The sequence below is a fragment of the Clostridium autoethanogenum DSM 10061 genome (genome assembly GCF_001484725.1).
Taxonomy (GTDB): Bacteria; Bacillota; Clostridia; order Clostridiales; family Clostridiaceae; genus Clostridium_B; species Clostridium_B ljungdahlii.
The window spans coordinates 2,488,912-2,501,831 of sequence record NZ_CP012395.1 but is presented as its reverse complement, the minus strand read 5'-3'; the positions used below and the strand labels follow the sequence as shown (position 1 = coordinate 2,501,831).

Below are 12,920 nucleotides of genomic sequence, written 5' to 3'. Positions count from 1 at the left end.
CTTTTTAATTTGATTTAAACTCACTATATGTACCTTTTGCTAAATCAAAATATTGTAAAATAGCTTCTGTTATTCTATAAGCTGCCTTGCCATCTCCATAAGGATTTATAGCTTTACTCATTACATCATATTCCTTAGGATTTCTTATAAGCTCATTTGCTAACTTTATTATTTTTTCTTCATCCGTTCCCACGAGTCTTACTGTGCCTGCCTCTACAGCCTCTGGTCTTTCAGTCACATTTCTAAGCACCAATACAGGCTTTCCAAGATGGGGTGCTTCCTCCTGAAGTCCACCAGAATCAGTCATAACCATAAAACATTTATTCATTAAATTGTGTGTTTCCTTAGTATCTAGTGGAGGCAACAAATGAACTCTAGAAACATTTCCAAGTATTTTATATACCATATCCTTTACTACAGGATTCAAGTGTACCAGATAAACAATTTCTGTATCTTTATTTTCATCTATAATCCTTTTTAATGCATTACAAATATTCTCGATACCCTTTCCCCAATTTTCTCGTCTATGAGCAGTTACCATTATAACTTTTTTATTATCATAATTTATGGTATTTAATTCATCATTACTAAATTTATAATCCTTCTCTACTGTAAACCTCATAGCATCAATTACTGTATTTCCAGTTACAAATATTTGATTTTCAGACACACCTTCTTTTAACAAATTGGACTTTGATCCAGTGGTTGGTGCAAAATGAAGGTCAGCTATAGCACCTGTAAGCTTTCTATTCATTTCTTCTGGAAATGGGAAATACTTATCGTAAGTTCTAAGTCCTGCTTCTACATGCCCAACCTTTATTTTTTTATAGAAAGCAGCTAATGCTCCTGCAAAAGTAGTAGTCGTATCTCCATGAACAAGTACTAAATCAGGTTTTTCATCTTCAAATATTTCCTCAAGTCCCTGAAGTACTCTATTAGTTATACCTGTCAATGTCTGTTTAGTTTTCATTATATTTAAATCAAAATCGGGAACAATATTAAAAAGCTGTAAAACCTGATCAAGCATCTCCCTATGTTGAGCAGTAACACATATTTTATTATCTATTTCTTTTCTCTTCTCAAGTTCCTTAACTAAAGGAGCCATTTTTATTGCTTCTGGTCTTGTGCCAAATATAGTAACACATTTAATTTTGTTCATATTAAAAACCTCCTTTTTTACTCTCTATGTTTAAAAAATCCAGCCTTCCAGGCCATAAGAACCAAAATAACCATAACTATTATTAGAAGGAAGTATGATCTTTGTGCATTTATCTCCATGGCTATTATAGAAATACTTCCCAACACTGCACTTATACTATACATTATCATAACAACCTGTTTTTGTGTAAGCCCCATATCAAGAAGTCTATGATGCAAATGTCCTCTATCTGCTTGCATAATAGGTCTTCCATTTATTTTTCTTCTTATCATTGCAAATAAAGTATCATATATTGGTATTCCAAGTGCTAAAATAGGTACAGCTACAGAAAAAGCTGCAGCAGATTTTATTGCACCCTCCATGGATATGGCTGCAAGTAAAAAGCCAAGCAACTGTGCCCCAGTATCTCCCATAAATATAGATGCTGGATTAAAATTGTAAGGTAAAAATCCAAGTATAGCTCCAGATAATATACTAGTAAGCACCGCTGCCTCATATCTATTATTCAACAATGCTATAATAAAAATAGTTATAGAAGATATAAATGCAATACCTGCTGCCAACCCATCTAGACCATCAATTAAATTGAGTGCATTAGTAATTCCAATTACCCATATTATAGTTAGAGGAATGGATATTACTCCTATATTTATAAACTGGTATGCTCCATCAAACGGATTTGTAATTATTTCTATTTTTATCCCATAAATTATCAAAACCCCTGCTGCTGCTAATTGAAACAATAGTTTACACCAAGGCTTTATATCAAACTTATCATCTAAAAGCCCTCCTATTACTATAATAGTAGCTCCTAATATAAGTCCCGTTTCAGATTCTGTAAGTTTACCCGTTTTCAAAAATAGAGTAATTATAAACGAAAAGTATATGGCCAATCCACCTATAAGTGGTATAGGCTTATTATGTATTCTTCTATTATCCTTAGGCACATCCATAATATCTAGTTTAACGGCAAGCTTTTTAATGAAGGGTGTAAGTATAACTGAAAACATTATCGAAACTATTGCAAATAAATACAAATTATTCATAATAACCTTCCTTAATCACATCTTATGTTTTCTACATATTCTGTTATTCTCATCTCTTTATGCATATCAATTCAATTCCCGATGTTTTTTCAAACCAATTAATTTCTGGAGTATACTCCTCACAATATACAACTCTTTTAATTCCACAGGTAATTATTAATTTTTGACATTCAGGACAAGGCATATGGGTAACATATAACGTTGAACTTTCTCTATCATCAGGAGCTACCTCTAGTAGACAGTTTACTTCTGCATGAATTGTCCTTACACAATGATTATTCTTCATGTAACACCCTACATCTTCACAATGCTCTAAGCCCCTGGGACTTCCATTATATCCAGTTCCCTTTATCCTTCTGTTTTTAACAAGGACCGCCCCTACATGCAGCCTAGGACATGTACTTCTTTCTGCAACTTTAAATGCGATGTCTATAAAATAATTATCCCAATCTTTTCTCATAATAAGTATCTCCTTGATATATAATTATTACAACCTATATTATAAACTATTAATCAAAGTTTTAAAACAATCCACAAAGGTTTTAATTCTAAAGTAAAGAGTTCACTTAAATTATAAGTGAACTCACTACTACATTTAGTGGTATTATTTTGTTCCGTATAACCTGTCTCCAGCATCTCCAAGTCCTGGTACTATATATCCATTTTCATTTAATTTTTCATCAATTGACGCTATGTATACATCTACATCTGGATGCGTTTCTGTTACTGTTTTTATTCCCTCTGGTGCAGCTATCAAACACATAAGTCTTATATTCTTAGCACCTTTTTTCTTCAATATAGTTATGGCATCGGATGCGGATCCTCCTGTAGCAAGCATTGGATCTGTAACAATTACTTCTCTTTCTCCTATATCCTGTGGTAACTTACAGAAATATTCTACTGGCTTTAATGTAGCCTCATCTCTATATAATCCTATATGTCCTACTTTTGCTGCAGGAATAAGTTTTATCATTCCTCCTACCATTCCAAGACCTGCTCTTAGTATAGGTATTATAGCAACTTTTTTACCTGAAAGCATTTTACAAGTTGTTTTACATATAGGTGTCTCTATTTCTACATCCTCTGTTTGAAGATTTCTTGTAACTTCATATGCCATAAGCATGGCTACCTCTTCTACAAGTTCTCTAAAATCCTTAGATCCTGTATGCTTATCCCTTATTAAAGCTAATTTATGCAGTATAAGTGGATGTGTTATTTGTGTTACTTTACTCATATATATTCCTCCTATTTTTCATTTCATAAGGCATTTGAAAGAAAATAACAAGTCAAAGATACTAGCATACTGACTAGTTATTTCTTTGAAAATGCCTAATATCAATTTTAATTATATAATATTCATTTATTTGCTATACTTTTTCTCTATTTCTGTAATTTTATCTATCCTTCTTTGGTGTCTGTCTCCTTGAAATTTAGCAGATAGAAAAGTATCAACTATATCAATAGCAAGTCCTATCCCCACAACTCTCTGTCCCATAGTTAGTATATTAGCATTATTATGTTCTCTACACGCATGGGCACTAAAAGTATCACTACAAAGTGCGGCCCTTACACCAGGTACCTTGTTTGCAGCTATACTTATACCAATACCTGTTCCACATATAAGTATCCCAAAGTCATAATTCTTGCTTGCAACCTCTTCTCCAACTTTTAATGCATAATCAGGATAATCACAGGAGGATTCTGAAAAAGTTCCAAAATCTTTGAATTCTATATTCTTATCCTGTAAATGTTCCATCACTTCTTTTTTTAAAGGGAATCCAGCATGGTCACTGCCTAAAGCAACTTTCATAAAAAATACCTCCAAAGTTATAATATTTTATTTAAAGCATATATTATTAAGTTAAATCAATTTTTCAAAGGCAATTCCGCAAAAAAAGAAGATACTAACATCTAATTAATGTCTCTATCTCCCTTTAATTTGTTAATTAATAATAAAATACCATTTTTTAATTGTTTATAAGTATATCTGTACTCTTCTATATCTTTTCCAAAAGGATCTGTTATATCCTGCTCTAAAGAAACAAATTCATTTAAAGTATATACCTTATTCTTAAATTCAGGAAAATTCTTCTTTATGATATCTCTTATATAACCTGTCATAGTTAAAACAAGCATTGATTTTCTTATCATATCTTCATTTATCTGAACGGCCTTCCTGCTGCTTATATCTATGTTAATATTTTGTTTGACTACCGCTGCAGAATTTTTAGAAGTTACACTGTCCTCTACTACTGCAACTCCTGCTGAAATAGCTTTTATATGTTCTATATCACACAAATAATTAAATATTGCCTCTGCCATACAACTTCTACAGGTATTACCTGTACAAACAAATAATATATTTTTCATAGATTAAAAAGCCTCCTAAAAATCCTGCGTTTAAATTTTCACATTTTAAAAATTACACCATTATAATATCAAATCCAGCAGATTTATTTAATCTATTCATCACAGCTGTCCCTATTCCATTCTCATCAAAAGCTTCAGCTATTATAATATCTACATTCTTGTCATCAAAACTTCTTAATGTCTCAAATAAATTTTTAGATATACTAATCATATTATTTCTACTTCCCAGTGATATTACTAATCCATTTTTATAAAAATCTTTTGTTTCATCTGTAGCAAGTATACCTACCACTTTATTTTCACCTATATAATTTTGCACCATTTCGTTAATTTTTTCAATAGTTTTTTTTAAATCTCCCTTAACTATTTTTAGGGGTGCCTTTGGAGCATAGTGTCTATACTTCATTCCTGGAGCCTTAGGTCTTAAATTTTTATCTGGCTTTTTCATTACTGCAGGATCAATATATATACTATCATCTATCTCTTTTAATGCCTCTAGAGTTATTCCTCCTGGCCTAAGTACACAAGCAGGATTTACTGTACAATCTATTATTGTTGATTCTACTCCAACTTCACACATATCCCCACCTAATATAAAATCAACTTTTCCATTTAAATCTTCTATACATCTTTCTACATCCGTAGGACTAGGTCTTCCAGATATATTTGCAGAAGGTGCAGCAATTGGAACTTTTGATGTTCTTATTAGCTCCCTAGCTATTATATTAGATGGCATTCTAATTCCTATGCTTGGAAGAGATGCACTGGTGATATCTGGTATAACTTGTGATTTAGGAAGAATTATAGTCATGGGACCTGGCCAGAATTTCTTCATAAGTTTCTTAGCTATTTTAGGGACATCAACTACCAGCTCTTTTATATCTTCTATATCAGATATATGTACAATCAAAGGATTATCCTGTGGTCTTCCCTTAGCTTCAAATATTTTTTTTACTGCATCAGGATTGAGAGCATTCGCTCCAAGTCCATATACAGTTTCAGTAGGAAAAGCCACAAGTCCACCTTCTTTTATGACTTTTCCTGCTTCTTCAACAATACCCATATCTAAGTTTTCTTTATCTACGATTTTCACTTTTGTGTTCATCTAACATTCCACCTTTACATTAAGGCATTTTCAAAAAATATCCGTCGCATCTTTGACTGTTATTTCTTTCAAATACCTAAAAACAATACTTCATATTTTAAATTATATAAATCTAAAATGCCTGTACTATTACAAGTCCTAAAACAATTCCACATAAAGTTCCAAGTGTACTTGTAATACCATCCCATAGTTTTGAGGATTCTGGTATCATCTCTCCGCATACCACATACAGCATTATTCCAGATGCAGCAGATAAACACGCTCCCAATACATTTTTAGAAATATTAGCTATGTAAACACCTGCAAAAGTGCCTATGGCAGTCGGAAAAGCTGTAATGAAAGCATATAAAAGTATCCTTGAAATTTTTACCTTAGATGCCATAAGTGGTGCTGACACAGCAATTCCCTCTGGTATATCATGAATTGCAATTATGAGGCTCATCTTTATTCCAAGAGTTCCTCCTGCTGCAAACCCACATCCCATTATTATACCTTCTGGAAAATTGTGAATCATAAGTCCCAAAGAAGCCATAAATGCAATTTTTAGATGTTTGTTAGTACTTCCTATGTCTACCTTAGAATCAATTATGGCAATAAGACCAGCTCCTAAAACTACAAATATTATAGTAAAAACAAAGTTCCATTTATTCATAGATTCAGGAATTAAGTCAAATACTACTACAGACAGCATAATTCCACCTGCAAATCCTATTATAGCACCTAGCAGCTTATTAGAGGGTTCTCTCACTATTACGCCAAGTGAAGCTCCTATCATTGTTCCTACAAGTGACACTATGCTTCCTATTATAACTATACAAGTTATATTTGCATTCAAAAAAATCACCTTATATTATTATTTATATATCATGTTTATTTTAAGACTCTTCAATATATGAATACATTTTATTTTTTCTTATTATCAATGTAATTTTCTGAGTTTTCTCTATAATATTTTATTCTTTCAATGGTTTCCTCAGTAAAGTGAGCATAAACACAACTCTTATAAATAGTGTCCAAAAGTGGATATTTGTTCAATTCCCCTCTTTTTATTATAGTATAGTAAAAGGTATTTTCAGGATGCAAAATTTTCATTTTATTATACTGATGTGCTACATAAGAATGTCTTTTGAAAAATTCTTTATGTACCAATATCATCCTATCACTTCTAAACTTGGAAGTTGATAAAATGATTATTCTAAAATTGGAGTTGTCTCTGTACTTTGAAATATAATTTTCTACATGTACCAAAACAATTTTGTCACATATTATACTTAATTTAGCCCTTCTAATTCCTATTTTCAATTTTAGCTTATATCCATCATAATTAAATTTTAAAAATTCATTATTGATTCTAATAACAATAGCTAGAAAAATAAGCACTTCTAGAACTATTAAGTAAATTATATAAAATATATTAAATTTCCTGGCTAAAATAAGAGCTGTAGGCATTACACAAAAAATAAAGCACATAGACAGCATAAATATCTTGTAAGATTTTTTTTGCTTTCTAATGGCTTTATCTATGTTCATACTTCCCCGTTAGATAGCACTTAACGGTTTTTCAACTCCTCTCCCATTTTCATTACACTTACTATCAATCATTTCCCATTTCCTTCATTTTTTCTGCCTGATCTGCAGTTATAAGTGCGTCTATTATTTCATCTATATTTCCATCTAAAAATGAATCTAATTTATATAAAGTTAATCCTATTCTATGATCTGTAACCCTACCCTGTGGATAGTTATAAGTTCTTATTCTTTCACTTCTATCTCCTGTTCCAACCTGACTTTTTCTATCCTCAGCTATGCTGGCACTTCTTTCTTTCTCTGCCCTTTCATAAAGTCTGGATTTCAAAACTTTCATGCCTTTTTCCTTATTTTTAAGTTGGGATTTTTCGTCCTGACAGGATACCACAAGCCCCGTAGGTAAGTGGGTAATTCTAACTGCTGAGTCAGTAGTATTTACACATTGTCCTCCATGTCCTGATGCTCTAAATACATCTATTCTTATATCATTTGGGTTTATAACTACATCTACATCATCAACTTCCGGAAGTACTGCTACTGTAGCCGTTGAAGTGTGAATTCTTCCACTTGACTCGGTATCTGGCACTCTCTGTACTCTATGAGTTCCACTTTCATACTTTAATCTGCTATAGGCTCCCTTTCCCTTTACCATGAATACAATTTCTTTAAATCCGCCTATATCTGTGGCATTTATACTCATAGTCTCTATATTCCATGCCTGGCGTTCTGCATATCTTGTATACATTCTAGTGAGATTTGCAGCAAATAAAGCTGCTTCTTCTCCTCCTGCTCCTGCTCTAATTTCCACAAATACATTTTTATCATCATTTGGGTCTTTAGGAAGAAGGAGTACTCTTAGATCATTTTCACTTTCTTCTATAACTTCTGTAAGCCTTTTTATTTCTTCTTGTTCCATTTCCTTCATTTCCCTATCTGTTTCTTCCTTAAGCATCTCTTTGTTGTCTTCCAGCTCCTGCTGAGCTTTTTTATATTCTCTGTATTTTGTAACTATTTCCTCTAACTCTGCATTTTCTTTGCATAACTTTTGCCATTCTTTTTGGTCTGCCATAACTTGTGGGTCACTTATCTTAATAGATAACTCTTCATACTTATTTTCTATAAAATTAAGTCTTTCTAACATAATTTTTATCACTCCGTATAAATATTTTCACAATATATTATTATATCATAACATTTTTATTTATAACACTCCTTTAATCACCCTATCTTTCCCTGCTAAATCTTTTATACACATTATATTTTTAAATCCGTTTTGCGCTAATATGTCTGAAACTGACTCTCTTTGGTCATAACCTATTTCAAACATAATAATTCCATTGCTTTCTAAAACCCTCAAACTCTCTTTAGTTATTTTTCTATAAAATTCTAATCCATCTTTGCCTCCAGAAAGTGCCTCTCTAGGCTCATAGTTTTTCACATCTTCCATTAAAGTAGGTATACTGCTTTCTTTTATATATGGCGGATTAGATACAATCATATGAAACTTTACCTCGTTTTGAATATAATATTCCATTAAATTACTCTTGACTACCTGAACTTTTTCCTCTAAGGAAAATCTTCTTATATTTTCTGCCGTAACCTCACAAGCTGTAGAGGATATATCGCAGCATTTTACATTCATACCTTCTATAAGTTTAGCAATAGATATTCCAATAATCCCTGTTCCACAACATACATCACATATATTATGAAAATTATTATGCTTTATTTGAATTAACGCTTGCTCTACTAAAGTCTCAGTATCAGGCCTAGGGATTAGCACCCCAGGTTTCACTATAAAATCAATACCCATAAATTCACAATGTCCTAATATATATTTTACAGGCATTTTATCCTCTCTTAATTTTAAGTACTTATAGTATTCTTCAGTTTCTTTTTCTGGGACTTTATAATCGCCGTTTATAAGCATAAATAATCTGTCCTTGTTTAATACTTTTCCCAAAAGGAGTTGTGCATCCAAAGCATAGCTTTCTATTTCTCTATTTTTTAAAACTTCATATCCTCTTTTTAAAAGCTCTCTTATACTACTTACTCTACTTTTCATAAGAATTCTCTGCCTTCATTAAGTTTTCTTCACAATCTTCATTGTGTTCGTTTTTTACAATTTCGTTCCCATCGTTATCCAATTCCACAACCCTCTTTATCTCTCCACTTTCACTATATCTACTTTCTTCTATTTCTTTTTCAATTCCTTCCGCATACTTTAAAGCTATAATTGCCACTTCCAGTTGGCTATAATCCGGTTCTCTTGTAGTAAGCTTTTGCAGCATGAGCCCAGGATAGGCAAGCACATTTGAAAAATAACTATTGCTTCTGCCCATCCACCTTATAATTTCATAGGTGACTCCAGAAACCAAAGGCAGTAGAATTACCCTGTATAAAATTCTTTGCAAAATATTACCCCAGCCAGTTAAAGAAAAAAGTATTATACTTACTATCATAACTAAAAACAAAAAATTTGTGCCGCATCTTGGATGAAGCCTTTTAAATTTTTTGGCTTTCTCAGGAGTAAGTTCCTCTTCATTTTCATAACAGAAAATAGTCTTGTGTTCTGCACCATGATACTGAAATATTCTACTTATATCAGACATATTACCTATGAGGAATATATAACCTAAAAATATAATTACCCTGATTATACCTTCAATCATATTGAGCTGTACACTTCCATGCACTCCGAACCTTTTAAATATATTTGCTGCAAAAGTAGGAAATATAAAAAATAAGAGTACAGCTATTCCAAGCGATATAAAAATAGTAACTCCCATAAGTACATTATCACTTTTTTCCTTAAATATGCTTCTAAAGCATTTGTCAAACTTAGTGGGCTCCTCTTCATCATCAAAAAATGAAGCAGAATAATTAAGTGTACTTATCCCCATCACCATAGCTTCTATTAAAGATACAAATCCCCTTATCACTGGCAATCCTAAAAATCTATTTCTTTTAGTATAAGATATACTGTCCTCTCTATTTACAACAATCTCGCCATCTGGTTTTCTAACAGCAGTAGCCATACCATGACTTCCCCTCATCATAACACCTTCTATCACAGCCTGGCCTCCAACTGATGTTTTTCTTGACATTGTATCACCTCGTATTAAATGGAATAAATACATTTTAACATAAGCTATACATTAAATCACATTATTCTATATTATAACGAATTAGGCTTTATTGACTTACCCATATGCCTATGTTATAATACAGAAGTTAAAATTAGAGTTTTGTTATTTAAATTTGAAAGAGGTGACTAATATGAAAAACGGCATACATCCAGAATACTATCACGATGCGGTAGTTAAGTGTGCATGTGGAAACACTTTTACAACTGGTTCAACACAAAAAGAGTTAAAAGTGGAAATATGTTCTAAGTGCCATCCATTCTACACTGGTAAACAAAAGGCTATTGATGCTGGTGGAAGAGTAGATAAATTCTTAAAGAAATTTAATTTAAAAATCGAAGAATAGACATATTTTTCTAAATTGTTATTATAAAACCTGTCTTTTATTTAAAAGACAGGTTTTTAATTTTTTACTTTTCTCCTAGTTTGTTCATGTTCATCTTGCTTACAATATTCATAAATTCATAATTGTTCCTAGTTTTTGAAAGTAAACTTATCAATTGTTCTGTAACATTTTGAGTATTATTTTCATCATATATAACTTTTCTTATGTTGAAAGCTGCTTCTTTCTCTAATTGACTTTTAAATAGTAAATCATCTCTTCTTGTTCCAGATTTGTATACATCTATGGCAGGGAATATTCTTCTTTCCTGAAGCTTTCTATCCAAATGTATTTCCATGTTTCCAGTGCCTTTAAATTCCTCAAATATCATGTCATCCATTCTGCTTCCAGTTTCAATAAGTGCAGTAGCAAGTATAGTAAGACTTCCACCTTCTTCTATATTTCTAGCCGCACCGAAAAACTTTTTAGGCATTACTAATGCTCCAGGATCTAGTCCTCCTGAAAGAGTCCTACCTGTAGGAGTTATAGTCAAATTATATGCTCTAGAAAGTCTAGTAATACTATCTAATAATATTACCACATCCTGTCCTTGTTCTACCATTCTCTTAGTACGTTCAAGTACCATATATGCAACTTTAGTATGATGTTCTGGTTCCTCATCAAAAGTTGAATAAATAACTTCTCCATTTATGGACCTTTGCATATCCGTAACTTCTTCCGGTCTTTCATCTATAAGCACAACTATTAATTGTATTCCTGGATGGTTTTTTGAAATACTTTGGGCTATCTTTTTTAGAAGAGTAGTTTTACCTGCTTTAGGTGGGGCAACTATAATTCCTCTTTGTCCTTTTCCTATAGGCGAGATTATATCCATTAGTCTTGTAGATAAATCAGCACTATTGGTTTCTAACTTTATCCTTTCATTAGGATAAACAGGAGTGAGTGTTTCAAAAGGTTTTCTTCCCACTGCCCTTTCTGGATTCTCTCCATTTACTTTTTCAACATACAATAATGCCTTAAATTTTTCACCTTCCTTAGGAATCCTAACTTTACCGCAAACTTCATCTCCTGTTTTTAAATTGAATCTCCTTATCTGAGATGGAGACACATATATATCATCAGGTCCTGTTAAGTAGTTCTTTCCTCTTAAAAATCCATAATTATTATTTTCTATTATTTCAAGTACTCCCCTTGCACTATCTGATTCACTTATCATTTCTTTAAGTTTTTCTCTTTTTTCGTTTCCATTTGTCTTTTGTTCTTCATTTTTATCTTCCTGTGCTTTGTTCTCACTATGCCTTACAGTATGTTCTGCTTCTTTATGCCTATTTGGGACTTCATCTTTAGGGCTTATTTTTTCTCTAAGTATAACACCACCCTTTTTGATATGGGCAGGAGATACTTTTTTTATTTCTTCAATCAATTGGCTTTTTTTATATTTTGATATATTTTTTATTTCCAAAGTTTTTGCAATTTGTTTTAATTGCAAAACCGTCATATTATCTATATCTTTATCGTCCAAAAGGTAACACCTCACAATTGTCTAATTTTATATTACAATTAAATTTAGGGAAACATTTAAAATATAATTGAAAATATCATTACTAATTAAGAAAATTCCATATAGAAATGCTTATATACATATAACATTATACCCTTTTTCTATATTTTAATCTACATTATTTTTGATAATTACAAAAAATTTATATCATAGCATATATTTTTTTATTAGCTCGAGTATACCTTAATATTTTTTCTTCTACGCTCTTACGATTTCCTATACAAAATATAGGGAACCCTAACAACTCGCATCCTCCAATTATAATATTTTTTTTAACTACTTTATTTATATTATATTTATAATAGTGAATGCTCCCGCAAAGTCCACATTTTATTTTTAAGGATAATACGCCATTATTTATAGAACTTACCTTTAAAGAGGTGAAACTTTCATTAATTTTGTTAGTGTCAAATAGAGAGAAATCCTTGATACAGTATTTCCCTTCTGGACTTATAACAGCAATGCTTATATTCGTTTCAAATACCATAAACCTCACCCCCCATAAAATTGGTATTTCAGAATAAAATATAGTATTTCTTTAAATATCTTAATACTATATACATTAATATTTCTATAAATATTACTAAAATCCTTCATAAAAATTGTTTATATTACTTTTATTTATATTATTTTCTCGACAAAAATTGGTATATGTAGTTTTCA

15 protein-coding genes are annotated in these 12,920 nt (G+C 31.5%); 1 reads left to right on the top strand and 14 read right to left on the bottom strand.

Annotation, left to right across the window (positions count from 1 at the left end):
* Positions 1-4: 4 nt before the first annotated feature.
* The 12 genes from wecB to CLAU_RS11410 all read right to left on the bottom strand — a co-directional run bounded on the left by wecB (position 5) and on the right by CLAU_RS11410 (position 10,314).
* Entirely contained in the window at positions 5-1,159 is a 1,155-nt protein-coding gene (gene wecB, locus CLAU_RS11465) for a non-hydrolyzing UDP-N-acetylglucosamine 2-epimerase (protein WP_013236925.1), read from the bottom strand.
* Between the two features lie 17 nt (positions 1,160-1,176).
* The gene (locus CLAU_RS11460) at positions 1,177-2,205 is read right to left on the bottom strand and encodes an MraY family glycosyltransferase (RefSeq protein WP_013236924.1); all 1,029 of its coding nucleotides are present in this window, start codon (positions 2,203-2,205) and stop codon (positions 1,177-1,179) included.
* 49 nt (positions 2,206-2,254) lie between these two features.
* Positions 2,255-2,665 (bottom strand): deoxycytidylate deaminase, encoded by a 411-nt coding sequence (locus CLAU_RS11455; RefSeq protein WP_013236923.1) that lies wholly within the window; start codon positions 2,663-2,665, stop codon positions 2,255-2,257.
* A gap of 144 nt (positions 2,666-2,809) precedes the next feature.
* Positions 2,810-3,439, bottom strand: coding sequence for a uracil phosphoribosyltransferase (upp, locus tag CLAU_RS11450; protein WP_013236922.1), 630 nt, complete (start codon positions 3,437-3,439; stop codon positions 2,810-2,812).
* 126 nt (positions 3,440-3,565) lie between these two features.
* Positions 3,566-4,015, bottom strand: coding sequence for a ribose 5-phosphate isomerase B (gene rpiB / locus CLAU_RS11445; RefSeq protein WP_013236921.1), 450 nt, complete (start codon positions 4,013-4,015; stop codon positions 3,566-3,568).
* A 101-nt stretch (positions 4,016-4,116) separates the two neighbouring features.
* Positions 4,117-4,575, bottom strand: a complete 459-nt coding sequence (locus CLAU_RS11440; protein WP_013236920.1) for a low molecular weight protein arginine phosphatase — start codon at positions 4,573-4,575, stop codon at positions 4,117-4,119.
* Positions 4,576-4,627: 52 nt separating this feature from the next.
* Positions 4,628-5,680 (bottom strand): L-threonylcarbamoyladenylate synthase, encoded by a 1,053-nt coding sequence (locus CLAU_RS11435; RefSeq protein ID WP_013236919.1) that lies wholly within the window; start codon positions 5,678-5,680, stop codon positions 4,628-4,630.
* Between the two features lie 112 nt (positions 5,681-5,792).
* Positions 5,793-6,515: a ZIP family metal transporter gene (locus tag CLAU_RS11430; RefSeq protein WP_013236918.1), complete on the bottom strand. Its 723-nt coding sequence runs from the start codon at positions 6,513-6,515 to the stop codon at positions 5,793-5,795.
* Between the two features lie 68 nt (positions 6,516-6,583).
* On the bottom strand, positions 6,584-7,210 hold the full coding sequence (locus CLAU_RS11425) for a hypothetical protein (RefSeq protein ID WP_013236917.1): 627 nt from the start codon (positions 7,208-7,210) through the stop codon (positions 6,584-6,586).
* A gap of 64 nt (positions 7,211-7,274) precedes the next feature.
* Complete coding sequence (gene prfA / locus CLAU_RS11420; RefSeq protein ID WP_013236916.1) at positions 7,275-8,348, bottom strand: peptide chain release factor 1; 1,074 nt, start codon at positions 8,346-8,348, stop codon at positions 7,275-7,277.
* Between the two features lie 60 nt (positions 8,349-8,408).
* The gene (gene prmC / locus CLAU_RS11415; RefSeq protein WP_013236915.1) at positions 8,409-9,272 is read right to left on the bottom strand and encodes a peptide chain release factor N(5)-glutamine methyltransferase; all 864 of its coding nucleotides are present in this window, start codon (positions 9,270-9,272) and stop codon (positions 8,409-8,411) included.
* On the bottom strand, positions 9,262-10,314 hold the full coding sequence (locus CLAU_RS11410) for a DUF1385 domain-containing protein (protein WP_013236914.1): 1,053 nt from the start codon (positions 10,312-10,314) through the stop codon (positions 9,262-9,264). Before CLAU_RS11410 ends, prmC begins: the two co-directional genes overlap by 11 nt.
* A gap of 172 nt (positions 10,315-10,486) precedes the next feature.
* Between CLAU_RS11410 and rpmE the strand changes: the two genes are divergently transcribed.
* Complete coding sequence (rpmE, locus tag CLAU_RS11405) at positions 10,487-10,699, top strand: 50S ribosomal protein L31 (protein WP_013236913.1); 213 nt, start codon at positions 10,487-10,489, stop codon at positions 10,697-10,699.
* 64 nt (positions 10,700-10,763) lie between these two features.
* Here rpmE and rho read toward each other — a convergent pair whose 3' ends face one another.
* The gene (gene rho / locus CLAU_RS11400) at positions 10,764-12,194 is read right to left on the bottom strand and encodes a transcription termination factor Rho (RefSeq protein ID WP_406541098.1); all 1,431 of its coding nucleotides are present in this window, start codon (positions 12,192-12,194) and stop codon (positions 10,764-10,766) included.
* Positions 12,195-12,399: 205 nt separating this feature from the next.
* Complete coding sequence (locus CLAU_RS11395; protein ID WP_013236911.1) at positions 12,400-12,744, bottom strand: hypothetical protein; 345 nt, start codon at positions 12,742-12,744, stop codon at positions 12,400-12,402.
* Between the last annotated feature and the right edge of the window lie 176 nt (positions 12,745-12,920).